Source organism: Porcincola sp. LCP21S3_C12 (assembly GCF_052118625.1).
GTDB lineage: Bacteria > Bacillota > Clostridia > Lachnospirales > Lachnospiraceae > Porcincola.
Genome location: NZ_JBQKGW010000002.1, coordinates 1 through 26,490, shown reverse-complemented (window position 1 = coordinate 26,490; position 26,490 = coordinate 1). Strand labels below are relative to the sequence as shown.

The 26,490-nt window shown below is 50.6% G+C and carries 19 protein-coding genes, 1 tRNA gene, 1 pseudogene and 1 other annotated feature; of the genes and pseudogenes, 19 read left to right on the top strand and 2 right to left on the bottom strand.

What is annotated here, in order from left to right; all coding sequences use genetic code 11:
* Positions 1–32 precede the first annotated feature (32 nt).
* The 13 genes from ACTQ1N_RS01275 to ACTQ1N_RS01215 all read left to right on the top strand — a co-directional run bounded on the left by ACTQ1N_RS01275 (position 33) and on the right by ACTQ1N_RS01215 (position 18,892).
* Positions 33–2,042: a phosphotransferase gene (locus tag ACTQ1N_RS01275; RefSeq protein ID WP_441953871.1), complete on the top strand. Its 2,010-nt coding sequence runs from the start codon at positions 33–35 to the stop codon at positions 2,040–2,042.
* Positions 2,039–2,947, top strand: a complete 909-nt coding sequence (locus tag ACTQ1N_RS01270) for an AraC family transcriptional regulator (RefSeq protein WP_441953869.1) — start codon at positions 2,039–2,041, stop codon at positions 2,945–2,947. The genes ACTQ1N_RS01275 and ACTQ1N_RS01270 overlap by 4 nt, the downstream gene beginning before the upstream one ends.
* Before the next feature lie 188 nt (positions 2,948–3,135).
* Positions 3,136–3,621 carry a DUF523 domain-containing protein gene (locus ACTQ1N_RS01265; RefSeq protein ID WP_441953867.1) on the top strand — a complete coding sequence of 162 codons (486 nt, stop codon included), beginning with the start codon at positions 3,136–3,138 and terminating at the stop codon, positions 3,619–3,621.
* 122 nt (positions 3,622–3,743) lie between these two features.
* Positions 3,744–3,877: a sequence feature (ribosomal protein L10 leader region), on the top strand.
* Positions 3,878–3,913: 36 nt separating this feature from the next.
* Positions 3,914–4,438: a 50S ribosomal protein L10 gene (gene rplJ, locus ACTQ1N_RS01260; protein ID WP_441953865.1), complete on the top strand. Its 525-nt coding sequence runs from the start codon at positions 3,914–3,916 to the stop codon at positions 4,436–4,438.
* Between the two features lie 50 nt (positions 4,439–4,488).
* On the top strand, positions 4,489–4,863 hold the full coding sequence (gene rplL / locus ACTQ1N_RS01255) for a 50S ribosomal protein L7/L12 (protein ID WP_154524724.1): 375 nt from the start codon (positions 4,489–4,491) through the stop codon (positions 4,861–4,863).
* A gap of 248 nt (positions 4,864–5,111) precedes the next feature.
* Complete coding sequence (gene rpoB / locus ACTQ1N_RS01250; protein WP_441953863.1) at positions 5,112–8,990, top strand: DNA-directed RNA polymerase subunit beta; 3,879 nt, start codon at positions 5,112–5,114, stop codon at positions 8,988–8,990.
* A 13-nt stretch (positions 8,991–9,003) separates the two neighbouring features.
* Complete coding sequence (gene rpoC / locus ACTQ1N_RS01245; RefSeq protein WP_441953861.1) at positions 9,004–12,870, top strand: DNA-directed RNA polymerase subunit beta'; 3,867 nt, start codon at positions 9,004–9,006, stop codon at positions 12,868–12,870.
* Between the two features lie 193 nt (positions 12,871–13,063).
* Positions 13,064–13,933, top strand: a complete 870-nt coding sequence (locus tag ACTQ1N_RS01240) for a VanZ family protein (protein WP_441953859.1) — start codon at positions 13,064–13,066, stop codon at positions 13,931–13,933.
* Positions 13,934–14,083: 150 nt separating this feature from the next.
* The gene (gene rpsL, locus ACTQ1N_RS01235; protein ID WP_154524732.1) at positions 14,084–14,506 is read left to right on the top strand and encodes a 30S ribosomal protein S12; all 423 of its coding nucleotides are present in this window, start codon (positions 14,084–14,086) and stop codon (positions 14,504–14,506) included.
* Positions 14,507–14,698: 192 nt separating this feature from the next.
* Positions 14,699–15,169 (top strand): 30S ribosomal protein S7, encoded by a 471-nt coding sequence (rpsG, locus tag ACTQ1N_RS01230; protein WP_277067732.1) that lies wholly within the window; start codon positions 14,699–14,701, stop codon positions 15,167–15,169.
* Between the two features lie 24 nt (positions 15,170–15,193).
* Positions 15,194–17,308 (top strand): elongation factor G, encoded by a 2,115-nt coding sequence (gene fusA / locus ACTQ1N_RS01225; protein WP_441953856.1) that lies wholly within the window; start codon positions 15,194–15,196, stop codon positions 17,306–17,308.
* A gap of 138 nt (positions 17,309–17,446) precedes the next feature.
* Positions 17,447–18,685: an elongation factor Tu gene (gene tuf, locus ACTQ1N_RS01220; protein WP_441953854.1), complete on the top strand. Its 1,239-nt coding sequence runs from the start codon at positions 17,447–17,449 to the stop codon at positions 18,683–18,685.
* Between the two features lie 134 nt (positions 18,686–18,819).
* Positions 18,820–18,892, top strand: a tRNA-Ala gene (locus ACTQ1N_RS01215).
* A gap of 276 nt (positions 18,893–19,168) precedes the next feature.
* On the opposite strand, the gene ACTQ1N_RS01210 is transcribed toward ACTQ1N_RS01215, so the two are convergent.
* Complete coding sequence (locus tag ACTQ1N_RS01210) at positions 19,169–19,543, bottom strand: helix-turn-helix transcriptional regulator (RefSeq protein ID WP_441953852.1); 375 nt, start codon at positions 19,541–19,543, stop codon at positions 19,169–19,171.
* 189 nt (positions 19,544–19,732) lie between these two features.
* Between ACTQ1N_RS01210 and ACTQ1N_RS01205 the strand changes: the two genes are divergently transcribed.
* The 6 genes from ACTQ1N_RS01205 (at position 19,733) to ACTQ1N_RS01180 (ending at position 26,123) form a co-directional block, all read left to right on the top strand.
* The gene (locus ACTQ1N_RS01205) at positions 19,733–20,350 is read left to right on the top strand and encodes a hypothetical protein (protein WP_441953850.1); all 618 of its coding nucleotides are present in this window, start codon (positions 19,733–19,735) and stop codon (positions 20,348–20,350) included.
* Between the two features lie 250 nt (positions 20,351–20,600).
* Positions 20,601–20,918 carry an HIRAN domain-containing protein gene (locus ACTQ1N_RS01200; RefSeq protein WP_441953848.1) on the top strand — a complete coding sequence of 106 codons (318 nt, stop codon included), beginning with the start codon at positions 20,601–20,603 and terminating at the stop codon, positions 20,916–20,918.
* Positions 20,905–21,072: a hypothetical protein gene (locus ACTQ1N_RS01195; protein WP_441953846.1), complete on the top strand. Its 168-nt coding sequence runs from the start codon at positions 20,905–20,907 to the stop codon at positions 21,070–21,072. Before ACTQ1N_RS01200 ends, ACTQ1N_RS01195 begins: the two co-directional genes overlap by 14 nt.
* Positions 21,073–21,238: 166 nt before the next feature.
* Entirely contained in the window at positions 21,239–24,076 is a 2,838-nt protein-coding gene (locus tag ACTQ1N_RS01190; RefSeq protein ID WP_441953844.1) for a DEAD/DEAH box helicase, read from the top strand.
* Positions 24,073–25,845, top strand: coding sequence for a hypothetical protein (locus tag ACTQ1N_RS01185; RefSeq protein ID WP_441953842.1), 1,773 nt, complete (start codon positions 24,073–24,075; stop codon positions 25,843–25,845). Before ACTQ1N_RS01190 ends, ACTQ1N_RS01185 begins: the two co-directional genes overlap by 4 nt.
* 80 nt (positions 25,846–25,925) lie before the next feature.
* Entirely contained in the window at positions 25,926–26,123 is a 198-nt protein-coding gene (locus ACTQ1N_RS01180; protein ID WP_441953840.1) for a cytochrome C, read from the top strand.
* A gap of 128 nt (positions 26,124–26,251) precedes the next feature.
* On the opposite strand, the pseudogene ACTQ1N_RS01175 reads toward ACTQ1N_RS01180, so the two are convergent.
* Positions 26,252–26,490 (bottom strand): annotated as a pseudogene (locus ACTQ1N_RS01175) (IS110 family transposase); the annotation flags it as partial.

The window sequence follows — 26,490 nt, the reverse complement described above, 5'->3', positions numbered from 1 at the left end:
ATAATCATAGAGTGATGGAGCGGAGGATAACAGTGAGAGAACCAGCATTAGTGATTCTGGCGGCTGGAATGGGATCGCGGTTTGGCGGTCTGAAGCAGATTACACCAGTGGATGAGGAAGGACATAAGATCATCGATTTTTCTCTGTATGATGCAAGGAGGGCGGGATTTACAAAGATTGTCTTTGTCATCAAGCATCAGATCGAGGAGGACTTTAAAAACGGGGTCGGGCGGAATGCTGAAAAGTACTTCGATGTGAAGTATGTCTTTCAGGAACTGGACCGGCTTCCGGAGGGGTTCAGCGTGCCGGAGGGCAGGACGAAACCCTGGGGAACGGCGCATGCGCTTGCATGTGCGGCTGAAGCAATCGATGGACCATTTGCCGTGATCAACGCGGACGATTTTTACGGAAGCAGTTCGTTCCAGAAGATCTACGATTTCCTCAAGGAAGAGCGGGGAGAGTCGGAGCATGCCATGGTCGGATATCGGATTGCGAATACCGTGACGGACAATGGCTCTGTTTCACGCGGTATCTGTACGGCAGAGAACGGATATCTGAGCCATATTGTTGAGCGCACGAAGATCTTCAGGAAGGGGGAAGATGCAGAGTACACAGAAGACAATGGAAAAACATTCCATTTTCTTCCAGGTCAGACGCTCGTATCGATGAACCTCTGGGGGTTCCAGCACAGTATTCTGAAGTCGTTTCAGAATGATTTTACATCTTTCTTAAAGGAAAACCTGGATAAAAATCCGCTGAAGTGTGAGTATGTTCTGCCTGCAATTCCGGACAGGCTGATTCGTGAGAAAAAGGCGACTGTCCGTGTGATTCCGACAGAGGAAAAGTGGTTTGGCGTTACCTATGCGGCGGATCTGGGCTCGGTGAAGCAGGCCGTCGTTCAGAAGAAACAGGCAGGGATCTATCCGGAACATCTCTGGATGAAACCGGCAGCGGCCTACCACTTTCCACTCGATGGAGCTCCTGTTTCTATCTGTCTGTATGGGGAAGGGCATATTAACACCACTTATCTTGTGACGACCACATCCGGAAAACGGTACATTCTGCAGAAGATCAAGGATACGGTTTTCGATGTACCGCCGCTGATGGAGAATATTGAGCGGGTCATCCGGCTGGCTCAGAAAAATGCCAAAAAGCAGGCGGATGAGACCGGAAAGATGCAGATCGGGAGCCTGAATCTGATCGATGACCTGGATGGCCATTCATACTACCGGGATGAGACAGGGTACTACAGAGTCTATGACTATGTCGAAGGAACGATCTGCCTGCAGGCGCCGGAGAGCCGTGATGATTTTTACCAGAGCGCGGCAGCGTTCGGGGCTTTTCAGAAGCTGATGCAGAATTTCCCTGCTGAGGAGCTGCATGAGACCATTCCGGATTTTCACAATACAGTAAACCGGTACAGAATTTTTCGGGAGACAGTCAGCCGGGATCCGCTTGGCCGGGCAGCAGGGGCATCGGATGAGATCCGCTTTGCCCTGGACAGGGAAAAAGCTGCAGGAGAGCTTTGCCGGCTGCGCGAAAACGGGACTCTTCCGCTCAGAGTCACGCACAATGATACGAAGCTGAATAATGTCCTCCTTGATGAGAAAACAAGGAAGGCACGATGCGTCATTGACCTCGATACGGTGATGCCGGGACTTGCAGCGTACGATTTTGGGGACGCCATCCGCTTTGGAGCGGCTACGGCGGCAGAAGATGAAAGAAATCTGAGCCTGATGACCATTGATCTGGAACGCTTCCGGATCTTTACCAGGGGATATCTGGAATACGGGCCGGATTTCTCGGAAAAAGAGATCGAGACATTTCCACTTGGGGCAATCATCATGACACTTGAGTGCGGGGTCCGCTTCCTGACAGATTATCTGGACGGGGATCGATACTTTGCGATCCGAAGGGAGGGACAGAATCTGGATCGGGCAAGAACGCAGTTCAAGCTTGTCAGCGAGATGGAGAAGCATCTGGATGAGATGAAGCGTATCGTCAGGGAAGAAGAAGACAGGAGAAACAGCCAGAAGAGATGAAAGACGTTTACTCGAATCAGATCCGAATTGGTAATAAGGAGGAAATCATACCGGATTACACGGAAGAATTTCCTTACAGGGCTTCCCGCATGCACTTTGAGAACTATGGGGGAGATTTTGTGCCCTGGCACTGGCATAAGGCACTCGAGATGTTTTATATCGAGTCTGGAGCGATGGAGTGCGATACTCCATCCGGGTCGTTTGTGTTCGAGCAGGGAACGGCGGGACTTGTGAATTCCAACATCATGCATTCGACCCGCTCGGCGTCTGGCAGCCATGATACAATCCAGTATGTACATCTTTTCGGGCCGGATTTGATTGGAGGAAAGCCGGGCAGCCGGATATACAGTCTGTATCTGGAGCCGGTTGTATCGAATGCCTGCGTCGAGCTTGTCAAACTGATACCGGACGGGGGTGCTCAGAGCCGGACGATCGGCAGAATACGGGAATCCTTTCAGATGGATCTGGCAGAGCCTTATTCCGAACTGGAGATCCGGAACAGACTTTCTGAAATCTGGCTGGATCTTTGCCGGTTGAAGGTGTTTTCAGCGCCAGGCGCGGAACCGAACTCATCGATGGAAAGCAACCTGAAGCTGATGATGCTGTTCATCAATGAAAATCTTGGAAAGAAGATGACCGTTGAGACGATTGCCGAAGCTGGTTTTACAAGCGAGAGAGGGTGTTTCAGAGCCTTCAGGGAATATCTTCATACAACACCCGGGGCGTATATCAACCAGTGCAGGATTGTTCAGGCCTGCAGAATGCTGACAGAGGAAAACTACAGCATTGCCCAGATCGCAGCAAAGTGCGGTTTCAAGGAAAGCAGTCATTTCGGAAGGGTTTTCCGGGATTCAACTGGCCTGACACCGAAGCAATATCGTCGAAAAAAGCAGAACATACAGTGACTGCGGACTGAAACTGGAAAAGGTACCGAGTGAAACAGTTCTCAGCTGGGCTTTGAGACGGCAACAGAGATAAGAGGCGTGCAGAAGCTGCAGGCCTCTTGCTTTGTGAAGGCGGCCGTTCTGCAGAGTGCAGCCGGTTTATGATCATCTTACAGGTTAAAAATAGAAATGCAGGGGAGCGGCTGTCTATGAGAATTATGGTGAGTGCCTGCCTGATTGGAGAAAACTGCAAGTACAATGGGGAAAATAACAAGAGTGAGGAACTTTTGAATCTGATTTCCGGGTATGAGGTGATCGCAGTCTGCCCGGAGGTGCTTGGAGGGCTTCCAACGCCTCGGCAGCCGTCTGAGCTTCGGGATGGGAGGGTGATTTCACGGGGCGGTCAGGATGTCGATGCGGCATTCCGCCTGGGAGCAGAGAAATGCCTGGCCATTGCGCAGAGAGAAAAGCCGGAACTGATCATTCTTCAGTCGAGAAGTCCAAGCTGTGGGGTGAAGCAGCGGTATGACGGGTCTTTTTCCGGAAGGCTGGAGACAGGTGCCGGCGTGACAGCAGAGCTTCTTTTGAGGCACGGGTATTCTGTTCTTGACATTGGTGACAAGGAGCAGATACGGGCAAAGATGCGTGAAGTGCAGGAGAGAAAGCGTGCTTCGGATACTATGCGTTCCATATGACCGAACGGGGGGACGGAAGGGCAGAAGTGCAATGATGAGAAATGGGCGTTCTTTCCGGCGGCGGCCGGCGGCTGATCGGAAATATGAAAGAATGCGGTTGACAGACAGGGTTTCCTGTGATAGGATGCAACAGATGACTGCCGGAGACAGCAGGTTCCCGAGAGGGTACAATGCTTTCAGCGCCTGCCGAGGAAGTGTGAATTCGTATGAATTTTCAGCCTCCCTGCACGAGCGGGGAGGCTTTTCTTAATTCTGAAGCGGTCATTACCAATTAAGAAGGAGGTAATGGTTCATGGCAAAAGTGGAATTGAAACAGCCCATCGTCGATGAGATCTCCGCGAATGTCAAGGACGCACAGTCAGTTGTTCTTGTCAACTACCTTGGAATCAATGTAGCAGGCGATACATCTCTCCGCAAGGAACTTCGTGAGAGCGGTGTTGTCTACAAGGTTTACAAGAACACCCTCATGAAGCGTGCGTTCCAGGGAACTGATCTGGAGCCGCTGTGCGAGCACCTGTTTGGTGCAAACGCAATCGCGGTGTCCAAGGACGACCCGGTGGCGGCAGCGAGAATCATCAAGAAGCATCTCAAGAACAATCCGACCATTTCCATGGTTGCGGCTGTTGCTGAGGGCAAGTACTACGACGCTGCAGGGGTAACGGCACTTGCTGACATCCCGTCCAGAGACGAGCTGCTCGGAAGACTGCTTGGATCCATCCAGTCCCCGATCACGAATTTTGCCCGTGTCCTCAAGCAGATTGCAGAGAAGCAGCCTGAGGGTGAAGGCGCGGCAGAAGCAGCACCGGCTGAAGCCTGAAAGACAGTTTTCTGATTCAGAGTTACGATTATTTACAGGAGGAAGAAAAAATGGCAAAACTTACGACTGCCGAGTTTATTGAAGCAATCAAGGAACTGAGTGTTACCGAGCTGAACGACCTCGTAAAGGCTTGCGAGGAGGAGTTTGGTGTATCCGCAGCAGCAGGCGTTGTTGTTGCTGGCCCTGCAGCAGGAGCTGCTCCGGCTGAAGAGAAGACTGAGTTTGATGTCGAGCTGACCGATGTCGGACCGAACAAGATCAAGGTTATCAAGGTTATCCGTGAGATCACCGGCCTTGGCCTGAAGGAAGCAAAGGACCTTGTCGAGGGCGCTCCGAAGGTTGTGAAGGAGCAGGCTTCCAAGGCTGACGCTGAGGAGATGAAGAAGAAGATCGAGGAGCAGGGCGCAAAGGTTACCCTGAAGTAATCAGGCTTCTTATAAAGATGATCCGAGAAAGAACCCGGCCGGAAACGGACCGGGTTCTTTTTATTGTTCTGTCAGCAAACGGATCAAAGGAATGGCAGTCATAAAACGATCTTTATGAAAAATGAATTGACATTCTTGTCAGGGGCGTAGTATCATATAGGTTGCATTATTGTCCGGGATTATGTTCTGGGGCTTAGTGCGCCCATAAGTAGACTTGGTGTGCGCAGAAAGACAGAGGTGGAACGTTAATGGAAAAAAACAGAATTCGCCTGGTGAAGACTGGTAAGAGTGTCCGTATGAGTTATCAGCGGCATGAAGAAGTGCTTCAGATGCCGAATCTGATCGAAGTACAGAAAAACTCGTACCAGTGGTTCCTGACAGACGGTCTCAGGGAGGCTTTTGATGACATATCTCCTATTGAGGACTATGGCGGGAAGCTCAGCCTTGAATTCGGAGACTTTAAACTCTGCACGGACGATGTAAAGTATTCGATTGAAGAATGTGCTGCGCGTGATGCCACGTATGCTGCTCCGCTGAAGGTCAAGGTCAAGCTCCACAACAAAGAGAATGAGGAGATCAGCGAGCATGAAATCTTCATGGGCGATCTTCCGATCATGACAGATACGGGGACTTTTGTGATCAATGGCGCGGAGCGTGTTATCGTCAGCCAGCTGGTCCGTTCCCCGGGTATCTACTATGGAATTGCCAGAGACAAAGCAGGAACCAAGCTGTTTTCCTGCACGGTCATTCCGAACAGAGGCGCATGGCTGGAGTATGAGACGGATGCCAACGACGTCTTCTGGGTGCGTGTAGACCGTACCAGAAAGGTACCGGTGACAACGCTGATCCGCGCACTTGGTGTCGGGACTAATGCGGAAATCATCGATCTGTTTGGTGAGGAGCCTAAGCTGATCAGTACCTTTGAAAAGGACGAGTCCACTGATACGGTGACAGGTCTCAAAAAACTGTATGAAAAGATCCGCCCGGGAGAGCCGGTCTCGGTGGAGAGCGCGGAGTCTCTCATTTCCGGGATGTTCTTTGACCCGAAGCGCTATGATATTGCCAAAGTCGGACGCTACAAGTACAATAAGAAGCTTCTGCTCCGCAACCGGATTGCCGGCCATGTCCTCGCGGAGGATGTGGTGGATGAGACAACGGGCGAGGTCCTTGCTGAAGCCGGCACAAAGGTGACAGAAGAGCTGGCGGATCAGATACAGAATGCTGCAATCCCGAGTGTCATGATTGAGACCCAGGAGCGGAATGTCAAGGTCCTTTCCTCTATGATGGTCGACCTTAGGGCGTGGGTGGACTGCAAACCGGAGGAGCTTGGAATCACGGAGCTTGTCTACTATCCGTATCTGAGAAAGATCCTGGATGAGTACACCGATCCGGAGGAGATCAAAAATCAGATTCGTCACCATGTGACCGATTTGATTCCGAAGCATATTACAAAGGAGGATATCTTTGCCTCCATCAACTATAATATGCATCTTGAGTACGGGATCGGCTGCGATGACGATATTGACCACCTTGGGAACCGCCGGATCCGCGCGGTTGGCGAACTGCTTCAGAACCAGTTCCGCATCGGGCTTTCCAGACTCGAGCGGGTGGTGCGCGAGAGAATGACCACTCAGGAAATTGAGGGCATTACACCTCAGTCCCTGATCAATATCAAACCGGTGACGGCCGCAATCAAGGAGTTTTTCGGCTCCTCTCAGCTGTCGCAGTTCATGGATCAGAACAACCCTCTGTCAGAGCTGACACACAAGAGGCGTCTCTCTGCACTGGGACCCGGAGGACTTTCAAGGGATCGCGCCGGGTTCGAAGTCCGCGATGTCCATTATTCTCACTATGGACGGATGTGCCCGATTGAGACACCTGAAGGACCGAACATTGGCCTGATCAACTCCCTGGCCTGCTATGCACGAATTAACAAGTATGGATTTGTCGAGGCACCGTACAGGAAGGTCGACCATTCCGAGCCGGGACACCCGAGGGTTACAGATGAAGTTGTCTATATGACAGCTGACGAGGAAGACAGATACCATATTGCGCAGGCAAATACACCGCTCGATGCGGATGGATATTTCATCAACAAGAACGTATCCGGCCGCTTCCGCGAGGAGACGCAGGCGTATGACCGCAATATGTTTGACTATATGGACGTCTCCCCGAAGATGGTCTTTTCAGTTGCAACGGCGCTGATTCCTTTCCTGCAGAATGATGATGCAAACCGTGCACTGATGGGATCGAACATGCAGCGTCAGGCGGTTCCGCTTCTGACGACGATGGCTCCGGCTGTCGGGACGGGTATGGAAGTCAAAGCAGCGGTGGACTCGGGTGTCTGCATTGTCGCCAGGCATGATGGCGTGGTGGAACGCTCTGAGGCAAACCGGATTATCATCCGAAGAGCGGACGGGCAGACAGATGAATATCATCTGAGAAAGTTTGTTCGTTCAAACCAGAGCAACTGCTACAATCAGAGACCGATTGTCTTCAAGAACGATGTTGTGAAGAAGGGGGATGTCATTGCGGATGGAGCATCCACATGCAATGGTGAACTTGCACTTGGCAAAAATCCGCTGATCGGCTTCATGACATGGGAAGGCTACAACTACGAGGATGCCGTCCTTCTGAGTGAGAATCTGGTCAAGTACGACACCTATACCTCGATCCATATTGAGGAATATGAGGCGGAGGCGAGAGACACCAAGCTTGGGCCTGAGGAAATTACCCGCGACGTACCGGGTGTGGGTGATGAAGCCCTGAAAGATCTCGACGATCGCGGAATCATCCGTATTGGCGCTGAAGTGAGAGCCGGCGATATCCTGGTCGGCAAGGTGACGCCGAAGGGCGAAACAGAGCTGACAGCAGAAGAACGTCTTCTGCGCGCAATCTTCGGCGAGAAGGCCAGAGAGGTGCGAGACACATCTCTGAAGGTTCCGCACGGTGAGTATGGAATCGTTGTGGCCGCGAAGGTGTTCACGAAGGAGAACGGCGATGAGCTGGCACCGGGGGTCAACCAGTCGGTTCGTATCTATATTGCGCAGAAGAGAAAGATTTCAGTCGGCGACAAGATGGCTGGCCGTCATGGAAACAAGGGTGTCGTCTCCCGGATTCTCCCGGTGGAGGACATGCCGTTCCTGCCGAACGGCCGTCCGCTTGATATCGTTCTGAACCCGCTGGGTGTCCCGTCCCGTATGAATATCGGACAGGTTCTGGAGATTCACCTGTCTCTTGCGGCGATGGCACTTGGCTTTAATGTCTCGACTCCGGTCTTTGACGGCGCGTCTGAGTCTGAGATTCAGGATACGCTGGAGCTGGCAAATGACTACGTCAATCTGAGCTGGGAAGATTTCAGCAGGAAACACAAGGGAGAACTCATGGAGGATGTCTATGAGTATCTCCATGACCATCTTGATCACAGGAAGCTGTGGAAGGGCGTGCCGATTACAAGGGACGGCAAGGTCCAGCTGAGAGACGGACGGACTGGAGAGCCGTTTGACGGACCGACTACAATCGGGCACATGAATTACCTGAAGCTGCACCACCTGGTTGACGATAAGATTCACGCACGTTCAACAGGTCCTTACTCTCTGGTTACGCAGCAGCCGCTCGGCGGAAAAGCTCAGTTTGGAGGCCAGCGTTTCGGAGAGATGGAGGTCTGGGCACTCGAGGCATATGGCGCTTCCTATACGCTTCAGGAAATCCTGACGGTCAAGTCCGATGACGTCATCGGACGTGTCAAGACGTACGAGGCAATCATCAAGGGCGAGAATATTCCGGAACCTGGCATTCCGGAATCCTTCAAGGTCCTTCTGAAGGAGCTGCAGTCCCTGGCACTGGATGTACGTGTGCTCAAGGACGATGGAACAGAGGTGAAGATCATTGAGAATGTCGATTACGGGGATACCGATATGAGACATATCTTTGATGATTACAATGACCGCAAGTACGATCACAACAAGGAGTCCTTTGCTTCCCACGGAATGCAGGTCCAGGACGAGAACGGTGAGGCAATTGATGAGAACGCTTCCTCTGATTCGGATGATTCTCTGGATCTCCAGGAAGACGGTTATGATAGTTCCGACAGTCCGGATTTCGAACTGACCGACGACAATGAGTGAAAGGAGTGCTTTCATGCCGGAAAATACTTCGAATGAAGTGTATCAGTCCATGACATTTGACGCCATCAAGATCAGCCTGGCTTCCCCTGAGAGAATCAAGGAATGGGCGACGAGGCACGGAATGCTTGGCGAGGTCAAGAAGCCTGAGACGATCAACTACAGAACGCTCAAGCCTGAGACGGATGGACTGTTCTGTGAGCGGATCTTCGGGCCGGTGAAGGACTGGGAGTGCCACTGCGGGAAGTATAAGAAAATCCGCTATAAGAACATGATCTGTGACCGCTGCGGTGTCGAGGTCACAAAGTCGAGCGTCAGGCGTGAGCGCATGGGCTGCATCTGCCTGGCTGCCCCGGTGTCCCATATCTGGTATTTCAAGGGGATCCCGTCAAGGATGGGCCTGATCCTGGATATGTCGCCGAAAGAACTTGAGAAAGTTCTCTATTTTGCAAACTATGTTGTCCTTGACCCGAATGTAAACGATCCGAATCCGGAAAAGTTCAACCAGGTTGATATCAAGTCAGATCCGGTGACGGGACTGGCCTACAAGGAGACACTGACAGAAAACGCATACGAGAAGAAGGTTCAGGAACTCGGGGATGTAGCACTGAAAAACCAGATCGGCCAGGAAGCATACGACAACCTGTCAGAGTCAGAGCGCCGGTTCCGCGCGCATGATATGGGCAGGCATATGTTCAAGGCACAGATGGGAGCGGAAGCTGTCATGCAGCTTCTGCAGGACATTGACCTTGAGGATCTGTGCGAACGGCTGAAGAAAAAGATGGAGAATGCGACTGCCCAGCAGAAGGTCAAGATTGTCAAGCGGCTGGAAGTGGCGGAAGCATTCCGTGAGTCCGGCAACAAGCCGGAATGGATGATTCTGACTGTGATCCCTGTGATTCCGCCGGATCTGCGCCCGATGGTGCAGCTGGACGGCGGCCGTTTCGCAACATCCGATCTGAATGATCTGTACCGCAGAATCATCAACAGAAACAACCGTCTCAAGAGGCTGCTTGAGCTCGGAGCCCCGGATATCATTGTGCGAAATGAGAAGAGAATGCTCCAGGAGGCTGTTGACGCCCTGATTGACAACGGAAGAAGAGGGCGTCCGGTGACTGGTCCGGGCAACCGTGCGCTGAAGTCTCTTTCGGATATGCTGAAAGGAAAGAGCGGACGCTTCCGTCAGAATCTTCTCGGAAAGCGTGTCGACTATTCCGGCCGTTCGGTTATTGTTGTCGGCCCGGAGATGAAGATCTATCAGTGCGGCGTTCCGAAGGAGATGGCAATCGAGCTGTTCAAGCCGTTTGTCATGAAGGAACTTGTGGCCAGGAATATCAGCCATAATATCAAGAACGCCAAGAAGATGGTGGAACGGCTGGAACCTGGCGTCTGGGATGTCCTGGAGGATGTGATTAAAGATCATCCGGTTATGCTGAACCGTGCCCCCACGCTTCACAGACTGGGAATCCAGGCATTCGAGCCGACACTTGTGGAAGGAAAGGCCATCAAGCTTCATCCGCTCGTCTGCGCAGGCTTCAACGCTGACTTTGATGGTGACCAGATGGCAATCCATATTCCGCTGACTGTCGAGGCTCAGGCGGAGTGCCGTTTCCTGATGCTGTCGCCGAACAATTTCCTGAAGCCTTCAGATGGCGGAATGGTTCCGGTTCCTTCTCAGGATATGGTACTGGGTATTTACTATCTGACGCAGGAGCGTCCGGGATCGATCGGTGAGGGGATGGTCTTTAAAAACCTGAACGAAGCCATTCTGGCTTATGAGAACAAGTATGTTTCCCTTCAGAGCCGGATCAGCATTCGTGTCACGAAGAAGATGCCGGATGGAACGGAACTCAGCGGACTTGTAGAATCGACCCTTGGCCGGTTCCTGTTCAATGAGGTGATCCCTCAGGATCTTGGATTTGTTGACAGAACGATTCCGGGGAACGAACTGAAGCTTGAAGTCGATCAGCTGGTTAAGAAGAAGGATCAGAAAAAGATCCTGGAGCGCGTCATCAATGTCCATGGCGCGACGCGGACAGCTGAGGTGCTGGATAATGTCAAGGCCATGGGATACGGTTATTCGACAAGAGCCGGCATGACCGTTTCCATTTCTGATATGACGGTGCCGAAGGAAAAACCGGATCTGCTGGCAAAGGCTCAGACAGCTGTCGATAAAATCAATATGAAGTATCGCAGAGGTCTTTCAACGGAGACGGAGCGGTATCGTGCAGTTGTGGATACATGGAAGAAGACGGATGATGAGCTGACGAAGGATCTGCTTTCCGGTCTGGACAAGTACAATAACATCTTCATGATGGCTGACTCCGGAGCACGTGGTTCTGATAAGCAGATCAAGCAGCTGGCCGGCATGCGCGGACTGATGGCAGATACGACCGGTCATACAATCGAGCTGCCGATCAAGTCCAACTTCCGTGAAGGACTGGATGTCCTGGAGTATTTCATGTCGGCACATGGTGCCCGGAAAGGACTGTCTGACACTGCACTGCGTACGGCAGACTCCGGATACCTGACAAGACGAATGGTTGTCGTTTCACAGGATCTGGTCATCCGTGAGGTGGACTGCTGCGAGGGCAAGGGAGAGATTCCGGGCCGATACATCTCAAAGTTCGCATACGGGAAGGAAATGATCGAAAGCCTTCAGGAACGGATCACCGGACGCTATGCAGCTGAGACGATCTGCGACAAGGATGGCAATGTTCTGGTCAAGGCCAACCATATGATTACACCGGCCAGAGCAGAGAAGATTATGAGCGTAGGCGTCGATGCGGACGGTCATGCCATCACGCGGGTTAAGATCCGTTCGATTCTGACGTGTCGCAGCCGGATCGGAATCTGCGCGAAGTGCTATGGTTCCAATATGGCGACAGGCGAGGCTGTACAGGTTGGAGAGCCGGTCGGTATCATCGCGGCACAGTCCATTGGTGAGCCGGGTACGCAGCTGACGATGAGAACATTCCACACCGGCGGTGTCGCGGGCGGCGATATTACACAGGGTCTTCCCCGTGTCGAGGAGCTGTTTGAGGCACGCAGGCCGAAGGGTATGGCAATCATCTCGGATATCTCGGGAACCATCCATTTCACCGAGACGAAGAATAAGGTGGAGATTACCGTCACAAACGAGGAGACTGGGGATTCAAAAACGTATCTGAAACCGTTTGGGACGGAGACCAAGCATAAGGATGATGGGACGTATCTGCAGGAAGGAGATCATGTCGAGGCCGGCGATCAGCTGATTGAAGGTTCGGTGAATCCGCATGATCTGATGAAGATCAAGGGAGTCAATGCCGTTCAGGACTATCTGCTCCGCGAGGTTCAGAGAGTGTACAGACTTCAGGGTGTTGAGATTTCAGATAAACACATTGAGGTCCTCGTCCGTCAGATGATGAAGAAGGTCCGTGTGGCGGATCCGGGTGATTCCCAGATGCTGCCGGGGACACTGATTGATGGTCTTGAGCTGGATGCTGTAAACGAAAAACTTCGGGAGAGAGGCCTCAAGGAGGCTACCTCAACACAGGTGCTTCTTGGTATCACAAAAGCTTCTTTAGCGACGGAGTCCTTCCTGTCGGCAGCATCCTTCCAGGAAACCACGAAGGTGCTGACAGATGCTGCGATCAAGGGCAAGGTTGACCATCTTGTCGGCCCGATGGAGAATGTCATCATCGGAAAACTGATTCCTGCCGGAACTGGTATGAAGCGCTATCGAAGCGTCAAGCTGGACACAAGTGCAGTCGATATTCCGGAAGGAGAACTTCTGAAGGATGAAGATGATCTGATGGAATCCGGCGATGATGGCCGCAGCGATGACGTTATTTCGCTGGATGAAGCGCAGGAGAATGTACCGTCTGAGACACCGGAGAGCTGACCCGTCGACTGGAGCCACCCGGAAGATGCGGCGCTGTGACAGCAGTTCCTGGTGACAGACAACAGAACATGAGACAAAAGCTGGCTGCTGCATTTTTTATGATGCAGCAGCTCTTTTTTTCTTAATTTTCCCGGGGGAAAGTGGACGCTTCCGAGAACTGGTGATAAGATAGCGCAATCGGAGGAGCATCTTCATGAAAATCAGTACATTTTTCAAGCCGCTGTCCTTTATCCCGGCTCTTCTCATCATGTATATGATCTACTCATTCTCGGCTCAGCCCGGAGAAGTCTCGTCTTCTGCAAGCTACAAAGTCAGCGAGTCCATCGTTTCTACATATAATAAGGTTACGCAGCAGAACTGGGAAAGCTGGCAGATTGAGGAGAAAGCGGATCAGATCAACAAGTACGTGAGGAAGGGTGCACATGTGACAGAATATTTTCTGCTTGCTGTGTCCGTTTCGTTTCCACTGTATGTGTATGGCGTCAGGGGGATTCTTCTGATGCTTCTTGCGGGTGTGATCTGTGTGGGATATGCGTTCGGAGATGAGAAGCATCAGGCGATGGTTGCAGGAAGAGTTTCAACGCCGCGCGACGTGGGAATCGATTCGATTGGCATATTCATTGGAATCATTCTTGTAAGAATCCTGGGCTGGTCAGCGCGTGTTTCAGTTACGGGACCGAGAATGGAACGACAGCAGCGGAAGATGCAGCAGGAGCTGGACAGACGGGAGGAGGAGCTTGCCTACCGGGAGGAAATGTTGAGAAGGCGCGAGCGGAAGGACGATGTAAGACAGACATCATACCAGCCATTTGAAAGAGACAGATCAGGAAGGCAGACAAGCGCGTATCGTCCGGACAAAACGAACCGCAGAGACGACTTTGTGCCTGATTCGTACATGGAAGACAGAAACAACCGGGACAATTGGGATGGACGCGTCTGGCCGCACGATGATGATGAGCGTGCAGGGGATGAGGGCCTGGAGAATGAGCGTCCGGGGGATGATTACGATGCATCGGATGAGCTGTCTGATGATATTCCGCTGTTTCATCGGAAAAAGAGATAAAAAGCAACAAGGACTTCTTGACAGATATGGGTGCGATTTCTATAATAATGGGGCGTGTGCTTTGCACGCTCTATTTTTGATGGATAGCAGCCACAGCGGCAATTCTGATATCAGATTCGCTGCCGCAAAAAATCAGGAGGTGAAAGAGGAATGCCTACATTCAACCAGTTAGTCAGAAAAGGCAGACAGACCGCTGCGAAGAAGTCGACTGCACCGGCACTTCAGAAGGGCTTTAACTCTCTGAAGAAGAGACCGATCGACGATAATTCTCCGCAGAAGCGCGGCGTCTGCACAGCAGTCAAGACTGCAACCCCGAAGAAGCCGAACTCTGCTCTTCGTAAGATTGCCCGTGTACGTCTTTCCAACGGACTTGAAGTTACAACCTATATCCCGGGTGAGGGTCATAATCTTCAGGAGCATAGCGTTGTCATGATCCGCGGCGGACGTGTCAAGGACCTTCCGGGTACCAGGTATCATATCATCAGAGGAACGCTGGATACGGCAGGTGTTGCAAACAGACGCCAGGCTCGTTCCAAGTACGGCGCAAAGAGGCCGAAGGCTTCTGCAAAGTAATTCAGGCGAGAACAAGTTGACAATCATCCGGTTTCACATGAAGAACGTTTTTCTCAGTAGGATCATCCGAATCACCAGTGTGGCTGCTGTGAGGAAGATGCCCAATCTGACGCGAAACACGTAAGAACGTGAGTACCTGTGATCTAATTGAAGCCCCGAGGAGGGGTCCCGATAATTAAGGAGGGAAGGAACGTGGCACGTAAAGGACATGTTCAGAAGAGAGATGTGCTGGCTGACCCGAAGTACAACGATAAGGTTGTGACAAAGCTGGTCAACAGCATCATGCTCGATGGCAAGAAGGGCGTCGCTCAGAAGATCGTATACGGCGCTTTTGACAAGATGGAACAGAAGACCGGCAAGCCGGCGATCGAGGTATTCGAGGAAGCCATGAACAACGTTATGCCGGTGCTCGAGGTCAAGGCAAGAAGAATCGGCGGTGCGACCTATCAGGTACCGATCGAGGTCAAGCCGGACAGAAGACAGGCTCTTGCGCTTCGCTGGATTACTGCTTATTCAAGAAACAGAGCGGAGAAGACCATGCAGGATCGCCTTGCGAACGAGCTTATGGATGCAGCGAACAATACCGGCTCGTCCGTAAAGAAGAAGGAAGAAGTGCACAAGATGGCAGAGGCCAACAAGGCATTTGCACATTATCGTTTCTGATCGCGCACCTTTAGGAGGAAATGAATGGCTGGAAGAGAGTATCCGCTTGAGCGAACCAGAAATATCGGTATTATGGCTCACATCGATGCGGGCAAGACTACTTTGACCGAGCGTATCCTTTATTACACCGGAGTAAATTACAAGATCGGTGAGACATATGAAGGAACGGCGACCATGGACTGGATGCCACAGGAGCAGGAGCGCGGTATTACGATTACGTCCGCGGCAACAACCTGCCACTGGACGCCGCAGTTCCAGACAAAGAAGATCGAAGGCGCTCCGGAGTACCGTATTAATATCATCGATACCCCAGGCCACGTCGACTTCACTGTTGAGGTAGAGCGTTCCCTGCGCGTCCTTGATGGCGCCGTAGGTGTGTTTGATGCAAAGGGCGGCGTGGAGCCACAGTCAGAGAATGTCTGGCGCCAGGCCGACAAATACAGTGTTCCGCGTATTGCATTTGTCAACAAGATGGATATCCTGGGAGCAAACTTCCCGAATACCGTTCACGAGATCGTGACAAAGCTGGGCAAGAACCCGGTTGTCGTCGAGCTCCCGATCGGCAAGGAGGATTACTTCAAGGGCATTATCGATCTGTTTGAGATGAAGGCTTATATCTATAATGACACGAAGGGTGAGGACATTTCAGTTGTCGATATCCCGGACGACATGAAGGATGAGGCTGAAGCTGCTCATACAGAGCTTGTTGAAAAGATCTGCGACTTTGATGAAGAGCTGATGATGCAGTATCTCGATGGCGAGGAACCGTCCATCGACGATTTGAAGAAAGCACTCCGCAAGGCGACGATCGAGAACAAGGCGGTTCCGGTTCTCTGCGGTTCTGCCCATCAGAACAAGGGAATCCAGAAGCTGCTGGACGCAGTGATCGACTACATGCCGGCACCGACAGATGTCCCGGATGTGACAGGTACGGATCTTGACGGCAACCCGGAGACAAGACCGTCCTCCGATGACGCACCGTTTGCAGCGCTGGTCTTCAAGATCGTTTCTGACCCGTTTGTCGGACGGCTTGCATATTTCCGCGTGTATTCTGGTACATGCAATGCCGGTTCTTATGTTCTGAATGCAACGAAAGATAAGAAGGAGCGTGTCGGACGTATTCTTCAGATGCATGCGAACAAGCGCCATGAGCTGACGAAGGTGTACTCCGGTGATATCGCGGCTGCAATCGGATTCAAGTTCTCATCCACTGGTGATACCATCTGTGATGACCAGCATCCGATCATCCTTGAGTCGATGGTGTTCCCGGAACCGGTTATCGAGCTTGCAATCGAGCCGAAGACAAAAGCCGGACAGACCAAGCTTGGAGAAGCGCTTGAAAAGCTTGCGGAGGAGGATCCGACGTTCCGTCAGCATACAGATGAGCAGACGGGGCAGACCATCATCGCCGGCATGGGTGAGCTCCATCTGAACATCATCGTCGACAGACTGCTTCGCGAGTACAACGTTGAGGCGAATGTCGGTGCCCCGATGGTTGCCTATAAGGAAACCATTACAAAGGAATGCGACATTGACAGCAAGTATGTCCGTCAGTCCGGTGGTAAAGGACAGTATGGACATGCGAAGGTCCGCTTCAAGCCGATGGATCCGAACGGAGAGGAAACCTACAAGTTCATCAACAGCACCGTCGGTGGTTCGATCCCGAAGGAATATATCCCGTCTGTCGATGAAGGTATTCAGGATGCGATGAAGGCTGGTGCGCTTGGCGGATATCCGGTGATCGGTGTTCAGGCAGAGGTTTATGACGGATCCTATCATGAGGTTGACTCCTCTGAGATGGCATTCCACATTGCAGGATCGATGGCATTCAAGCAGGCCGAGCAGAAGGGCGAGGTGCTCCTCGAACCGATCATGAAGGTCGAGGTTTCCACTCCGGAGGAATATATGGGAGATGTCATCGGCGACATCAACTCCAGACGTGGAAGAATCGAAGGCATGGATGATATCGGCGGCGGAAAGATGGTCCGCGGATATGTTCCGCTGGCAGAGATGTTTGGATATGCAACCGATCTTCGTTCGAAGACCCAGGGACGTGGAAACTATTCCATGTTCTTCGATCACTATGATCCGGTCCCGAAGAACATTCAGGAGAAGGTTCTTAAGGATCAGGGAAAGTGATCATCGCCTGAACCTACAAAGTACTTGCAAAAAGCACAAGTCTGAAATATAATTAATTCCAGACTTGTGTTTATAAGACGATGCCGATCTTCGGCACAGTCGAGCCGGATATCGGCACAGTTTAAGGAGGATTTAGAGATGGCAAAGCAGAAGTTTGACAGAAGCAAGCCGCATGTAAACATTGGTACCATCGGACATGTCGACCATGGTAAAACAACCCTGACCGCAGCAATCACAGCTGTCCTTGCAAAGAGGGTTCCGGGTAACGCATTCGAAGCATTCGATCAGATCGATAAGGCTCCGGAGGAAAGAGAGCGTGGTATCACGATCTCTACCGCTCATGTCGAGTATCAGACTGAGAAGAGACATTATGCTCATGTTGACTGCCCAGGCCATGCTGACTATGTCAAGAACATGATCACGGGTGCAGCTCAGATGGATGGCGCAATCCTTGTTGTTGCTGCAACAGATGGTGTCATGGCTCAGACGAAGGAGCATATCCTTCTTGCCCGCCAGGTTGGTGTTCCGAAGATCATTGTCTTCCTGAACAAGTGCGATATGATTGATGACCCGGAGCTGCTTGAGCTGGTCGAGATGGAAGTTACCGAGGAGCTTGAGAAGGAAGGCTTCGAGGATTGCCCGATCGTTAAGGGTTCTGCATTCCAGGCTCTTCAGGATCAGGATGCAAAGGCAGTTCTTGCAAACGGAGATCCGCTTGATTCTGACAACCCGGACAAGACCTGGGGCGACTGCATCATGGATCTGATGAATACGGTTGATGATTATATCCCGACTCCTACCCGTGACAACGACAAGCCGTTCCTGATGCCGGTTGAGGATGTCTTCACCATTTCCGGACGTGGTACAGTCGCTACTGGCCGTGTCGAGCGTGGTGAGATCAGACTGAATGATCCGGTTGAGATTGTCGGTATTAAGGACGAACCTGAAAAGTCCGTCGTTACTGGCCTTGAGATGTTCCACAAGACTCTTGACTTTGCAGAGGCTGGTGATAATGTTGGTATCCTGCTTCGTGGTATCGACAGAACTGCAATCGAGAGAGGACAGGTTATCTGCAAGCCGGGTTCTGTTCACACCCACAAGAAGTTCACCGCTCAGGTCTACGTTCTGACCAAGGATGAGGGCGGCCGTCATACACCGTTCTTCAACAACTATCGTCCGCAGTTCTATTTCAGAACAACCGACGTCACGGGTGTCATCTCCCTTCCGGAGGGAACTGAGATGTGCATGCCGGGCGATAACGTCGAGATGAGCATCGAGCTCATTCACACCATCGCTATGGAGCAGGGTGATACTTTCGCTATCCGTGAAGGTGGCCGCACTGTTGGATCCGGACGTGTTGTTTCCATCGTGGAGTAATTTCTGAGATTACAAAGATGGAAGTCCCTGGAATGTAATTCTTCAGAAAAGAGTTGCATAATCTGTGGGGCATGTTATACTGGAATATGTGCGAGTAATCGCAAGGGGAGCTCGGTTTTCCGGGCTTCCTATATGGGGCATTAGCGCAGTTGGGAGCGCGCTACATTCGCATTGTAGAGGTCGTGAGTTCGAATCTCATATGCTCCATGTGCCGGAAACCTTGTAAAATCAAGGTTTCTGGCCTTTTTTTATTTCACGGAAAATTTCGTAAAACGGCCCAAAATGGCGTTTTGTCTAACATTTGTCTAACAAAAAATAGTGTCTGAAAATTCAGACAGGCAAAAACCGGTACAATCCTATCATTTCTGCCAAATTCGAAAGATAAAATCGGTAAATCCATGAGCCAATTCAGATGAAATTTACACGAAAAATGATAGAATAGTACCAGTTAAGTACTTCCGATTATATCTCTGAATTGTATTATTATGTGGCCTCCTGAGGACCCCTGAGCGAGTCGAGAAGATTCTGTTTTTGCTGCAGGGACAGTTTGGATACTTCTTCCATGATTGCATGGTCCAGAGAAGTGCTCAGATATTCCTTGTCAGTCAATCCTGCGATCTCATCCAGAGAGACGTTCATCAGCCGTGCGTAGTAGATCATCAGCCTCATAGACATGTTCACGCGGCCGTTCTCTACGTTGCTGATAAAGCCTCGGGTGACATGCAAAGCTCTGGCTACATCAGTCTGAGACAAGCCTAATTGAGCCCGTATGGCTCTGGAACGCTTGGCCAGATCATCATTAATGCTGTTGGTATCCTTAAGGCCTTCAGAGACTCTTCCATCATTGCTGTGTGGCATCTTTCTGATCTCCTTCCGCTTTCGTTTTCTCCTACCAGCTATTATTATAATCCCTGAAATTTGAAAATGTATATTTACAGTATCCCCCTGTCGGGTCTATGATGATGTCAGAGAGATACTAATAATATACAAAAGCCAATTCCATCCTCTGCGCAAGGATGTTGATTACATGGAAGGGAGAGATCGGGTATGGCAGCGGCTATCGTTGGAGCATTCGTTCTTGGAATCGCATTGATGGGTATTCTGTTCCTCAGCATCATCGGAGTGGCATCTTTCGTCGCACCATTCTCTGGAGGAGCACTATTCAGCGTCATGATCTGCGAGGTAGTGCCCGGAGCCAAGCATATAGTTCCAGGACACAGTTTCCTGAACTACCTGGTGGTTCTGCTGATCGTGGAAACGATCATCGTGTTACTGATGCGCATCCCACAGATCAGTATGCCCATGAACGTTCTTCTGACATCATTCTTCATCTGCTGTATCGGACTCCTGTTCCTGTACCAGGTTCATACAAAGTCCGTTGGGCTTTGCGTCTTCCTGACGATCGTCTATCTTGTAGGTGCTGCAGTAATTCTATGCCTGAACATCCAGAACTGGGATTTCGATGGAGGAGACTACAATCTGTTCTTCAGGATATTGGCAAGTCTGATCTACGCATTCTCAGGAATCGTTATGGCGATTCCGCTCGCAGGCGGCGTGTGGCAGAACCTATATGAAATAGCGGATATATATAGCTGGATAGGTGTGCTATTGGTCGTAGGAGCGGCAGCTTCCGGAGGAGTAGTTGGATGGATGAAGACTGACTGAACCATCTAAGCTAGATGATATATTTCGGTTATGAAAGAAATACCGATCGATAGGTCCGCAATCATCGTGATGCGGATCTATTTTTATCTGAAGAAGTCGCTTCTGGGGCGACCGAATTGAATGCAGCATGGAATATAGTGAAAGAACATACCGGCAATGGATAATTTCTCTATTGCTGTCCATCCAGCTGGACACCCATTCGTGGATACTTACGGTATCAGGTGATGGAAAAAGGAAAGGGAGTGGCTTCATGAGCAAAATGTATTTCACGATTACAGGCACCAGATACTACTACGGAAAAGAATACCTGAAACCCGGGATGACAGTACAGCTCGTCAAGGAGCCGGACAACAAATACGATAAGGAAGCAATCGTTGTCCGTCTGAAAGGCCTTGGGGACATCGGTCATGTAGCCAATAGTACACATACTGTAATAGGCGACAGTATGAGCGCCGGCCGACTCTATGACAAGATCGGAAATAAGGCGGAAGGAAAAGTCCTGTATGTGATGGAGCAGGGAGTGCTTTGCAAAATAAAGAAGGGAGATCTGAAGAATGAAGTCGTTTGATGAGATGTTTGATCTTGATCATGATGGGGAACTGAATCTGCTGGAGAAAGGTGCAGAGATGGCTTTTCTCTCAGACTGTTTTTTCAATAATGATGACGATGAAAACAGTGACGAAGATTCAGATTTTGACAGCGATTCAGATAGTGACGAGTAAGACTATTATCATGCCAGTGATTTCGGTGTTTGCAACAGGAAAAGGAGATGAGGGTATGTAACATTGCAAACGATGGCGCATTCATATCTGCATACGATTGTTGATTTGTGGTATCATAGCTACAATACTTGAACAAACAACTTCAAAATTTTTGTGGAGAATGACTATGACTGAATATGCTCCGGGAATGCGAACAATCATTCGTGATGAAGAATGGATGATCAGAAAGGTCGAAACCAACACTCTGGGGAACAAAACCCTGTACTGTGTAGGAATCTCCCCTCTGGTAAAAGACCGTGAGTCGATCTTTCTCACAGACCTGGAAGAGATCAAGGTAGTGGATCCCGCAGATGTAAAACTGGTCACAGATCATTCTTCCCATTACAAGCGTTCACTTCTTTATCTTGAAAGCCAGTGGCGTCAGAAGATACCGACTGATACGAATATTCATGTCGGATGGAAAGCTGCCATGGATCCGATGCCCTACCAGCTGGATCCTGCGAAGATGGCGCTTCAGAAGACCAGACAGAGAATCCTGATTGCAGATACAGTCGGTCTTGGAAAAACACTTGAAGCCGGCATATTGATGTCAGAGCTGATTGCCAGAGGGAAGGGAAGAAGGATCCTGGTCGTCACGGTAAAGAGCATGATGACCCAGTTTCAGAAAGAGATGTGGAATCGCTTTACGATTCCGCTGGTCCGTCTGGATTCCGCAAGAATACAGAAGATCAGGGCAAACCTTCCCTCAAATTACAACCCATTCTTTTACTACGATAAAACGATTGTTTCCATTGATACTCTGAAGCGGGATGTGGAGTATCGTACCCATCTGGAACATGCTTACTGGGACATTATCGTCATCGATGAAGCGCAAAATGTCGCGGATCGCGGGGATCATCAGGCTTTGAGAGCAAGACTTGCGAAGCTGCTTGCTGGTCGTTCCGATACGATGATTATGCTGTCTGCAACTCCCCATGACGGGAAAGCCAGAAGTTTTGCGTCCCTGATGAACATGCTGGATCCGACTGCAATCGCGGATCCTGACGATTATCGGCCGGAGGATGTCAAGGGACTATTTATCCGGCGATTCAAGAAGGATATTCAGGATCAGAGTGAAGGCGCTTTTCTGGAACGAACTGTCAATCTGGAACATTGCCGTGCATCTGCAAGAGAAGAATATGCCTTTGAAATTTTCTCGGATATGCAGCTTCAGATGGATGTTGGAAGGGAGCGCGGCAACGGCCATTTGTTCAAGACAAGCCTGGAGAAAGCTCTTTTCTCCAGCCCGGCTGCATGCATCAAGAGCATCGATGTGCGGCTGAAAAAGCTGAATAAGAAGTATGGATTTGGTGATATCAAGGACATCGGTGTACTTGAATCTTTGCGGGACGCTCTTGGAAGAATTCAACCAAAAGATTTTTCACGGTATCAGGAACTTCTGAAACTCCTAAACAGTCCGGAATACGCCTGGGACAGACATGCGACGGATGACCGTCTGGTCATATTCACAGAACGCATTGAGACCATGAAGTACCTTGCGCAGCATCTTCGGGAAGATCTTGGAATGAAAGAGGATGCTGTCCAGGAAATCTCAGGCGGAATGAGCGACGAACAGCAGCAGAAAATCGTTGAGGACTTTGGGCGAACAGAATCTCCAATTCGTATCCTGGTTGCCTCAGATGTCGCATCAGAAGGACTGAACCTGCATTATCTGAGCCATCGGCTGATTCATTTTGATATTCCATGGTCCCTGATGGTTTTCCAGCAGAGGAACGGCCGTATCGACCGCTACGGGCAGAAAAAGAAACCGGATATTCGTTACATGGTGATCGAGAGCAATAACAAGCGGATCAAAGGAGATGTCCGGATTCTTGAAATTCTTGTCCAGAAGGAAGAACAGGCACTGAAGAACATCGGTGATCCGTCGCTTCTGATGGGGAAGTTTACCATAGAGGACGAAGAACTGGTTGTTGCGAGTGCTATTGAAAATGGATCCGATGAAAAGTTCTCCAAAGAACTCGATGAGAAGGAAGAAGATTTTGATCCTTTCAAGGCATTCATGGAAAGTGCGGACGAAGAGGAGCAGGCTGCGGATCAGACATCCACTACAGTAGATGATATGACTCTGTTTTCTGATAAGGATTATATGTCCCAGGCATTATCTTTCCTGAATCAGTCTGTCAGTCACCCGGTGGAGGAACTTCAGACCGTATCCGGACTTGATGTGAAACTGACGGAAGAGATGAAGCGAAGGCTCCGGGCGCTGGTACCGGAGGAAGCGCTTCCGGAAGGCGAGACCCTGCGCCTGTCGGATGACAAGTCCTTCTGCATGGAGGAAATGAAGCGCAGCATGCAGAATGATATGGCAAATACCGCATGGCCGAAGACACAGTATCTGTGGCCGCTCCATCCGCTCTTCTCATGGATTAATGACAAGTCCGGACTTTTATTTGGCCGCGGACAGGCGCCACTGGTTGCATTGCCTGGAAAACTGGCGAAAGACGAGCTGATTTATGTAATCTCCGGCAGCATTCCGAACCGGAAGTCGACTCCGCTTGTTGATGAGTGGTTTGGAATTATGTACGAGCACGGAGGATTCCTGAAGATCATGGATATGGATGAGGTCCTTTCGAGAACCGGGATCCGCGCTCCCAGTCTCACAAACCCGGACCTTGAAGTGGCTGAGACCAAGGAGCGCGCTGAAGCGCTGCTGCAGGATGTTGTGGTCCATGCGAAGGCTTATCTGAAGGAAAAATATCAGGATTATCAGGATAAAATGAATCCGCTTCTGAATGAGGAACTCGATAAGCTGGCGGACCTGCAGAAGAGGCATCATCAGTATTATCAGATCACGCTGGCTGACTATGCCAGAAAGCTGGAGGAGAAAGAGCGGGGTGTCGATGAGCTCTTTGAGGAGTTCACGAACTGGGTCACGGACACGCTGACGATACAGGACAATCCGTATATCCGGGTGATTACCGTCTTTTCGGGGGCAGAACAATGAGTATGGATCTTACCGGTATCAGCAATCAGAACGAATATTATACGAATCATTATTTCTCCACCGTTTTCGGGGAGAATGCTTCGGAATCCATCAAAAGATGGAATGCTGCCTCGAAGGAGTCAAAGGATATCCATACCCCATGGTCCGACCTTCGCAGAATCGCGACGCAGTACTATCCGGTCCATGACCGTTTTGTCCGTTCCTTCGTGAATATGCAGACACTCCTGAACATCCGGGACCTTGCAGCGGCTTATCTTCAGGCGCTTGGCTATCCACAGCCATCACCGGCAAAGGTGATGGTGGAGGAGGACCTGGAAGTTCCGGTCTTTTTGGAGATGAAAAAACAGAGCGGCGCGCCGCTTCTCTGGGTCATTCTGATGGCGCCAAAGGAAAAAGACGCCGGCATTATGGAGAGCTATGCCTTTTCTGCCAGTGACATCTCAGAGGACGCATTCGGAACACTCCACAAGGGGTTACTTGGCGAGATACCGGGAGAGGAGCTGGCGACAAAAGTACTGTTTGCTCAGGCGGAACCGCCTCGCTTTCTTCTCCTGATCGGAATTGATCAGATCGCACTGATCGATCGAAACAAATGGAATGAAAAGAGATATCTTCAGTTTGAACTGGACGAGATCTTCTCTCGGCTGGAGGATTCCACGCTGCAGGCGATGGCCGTCCTGCTCCATAAGGATTCACTCTGCCCGGATGACGGAAAGATCCTTCTGGACGAACTGGATGAGCAGAGCCAGCGCAACGCATCCGGCGTATCGCAGGACCTGAAATATGCGCTGCGTGAGAGCATCGAGCTTCTGGGAAATGAAGTTCTCTACGACATGAGAACACGCCAGGGCAGGGATCTGGAGGCGGACCCGGTCGACGCCGGCCAGCTGACGCTGGAATGCCTCCGCTATATGTACCGGATGCTGTTCCTTCTCTTTATCGAAGCACGACCGGAACTGGGCTATGCACCAATCAGGTCGCAGAGCTATTATTCCGGCTATTCTCTAGAAAGTCTGCGCGATATCGCGGACAGTGTCCGGGAGGACGTGGACGAAGTCGGGGACGGATATTACCTGGACGAGACGCTGTCGAAGCTCTTTGACCTGATCTACAACGGATATCCGAAGACCGAGGAGGAGCTGAAGAAAGCTGCCGGGGAAGACAGCATTCACGACATATTCCTGATCGCTCCACTGAAAGCGCATATCTTTGACCCGCAGTATACGGAGATGATCGGCTCTGCAAAGCTGCGGAACAGCTGCATGCTGCGCATCATTGAGCTGATGAGCCTGACAAAGGCGGATGGAAAGAAGAACAGCCGCAGAGGCCGGATCTCCTACGCGAACCTCGGAATCAACCAGATGGGAGCCGTCTATGAGGCGCTGCTTTCCTACCGCGGTTTTATCGCAAAGGAAGACCTCTATGAAGTAAAGCGGGCCGGAGACAAATTCAACGAACTGGATGTCGGTTATTTCGTTCCGGAATCAGAGCTCTCGAAATACACGGAAGAGGAACGCGTCCGCTATGAGGACGGGGAAAATAAGGGCAAGCTGCGCATGTATCAAAAGGGCAGCTTCATTTACCGACTCGCCGGCCGTGAACGGGAGAAATCGGCTTCCTACTATACGCCTGAGGTACTGACAAAGTGCCTGGTCAAGTATGCTCTGAAGGAGCTTCTGAAGGACAAAACTGCGGATGAGATCCTGAATCTGACGGTCTGCGAAAATAAGACTGCGTATTTAATACAATTTAAGGAAGCCTGTGCGTAGGGGTTTCGTTTCACACTCAGGGGTTTCATTTTCACGTTCGGCTACTTTGGCAGTCTAATTTTATATAAGGGAGAAATCACATGCACAGCATTTCGAATAAACAATACGAGGAATACCAGCAGTATCTTTACGATAAAGATCACAGTCGGATCATTACGCCAGACTTCATACGGTTTTTGTGTCAGGCAAACAACTTCGATCCTGAAGCTATCGGTAAGCAGATCCTGGAATACTATGGCAAATACAGGGCAGAAGGGTATTATGATCTGAGAAAGTAAATCTTGCTAATGTTTGTCAAGCAGATTTTTGAAGATTTCGAGAACCTTGAGAACAAAAAAGAGAGTAACCTTAATAAGACCTGCTGTTGCAGGCCGGCAGTTAACGGCTATAATGAAAGCGGACGGATTTACTTGTACAACTCCATTGCACGAGCGTAGTAGATCCGCAGAAACTTATTGACGGCAGCCATTTTGGCTACGTTGTATGGTTTCCCTTCCTGTTCCTTTTTGAGCAGAAAAAGGTAAACAGGATCGTCCTGAGGTTTTGTCAGTTTGAGAGCCTGCATTACCTCAAAACAAGCTTTTCTTAGAGCCGGGTTGCCACGTTTGGAGATGTGACGATTCCGGCTCTCGAATTGTCCGGACT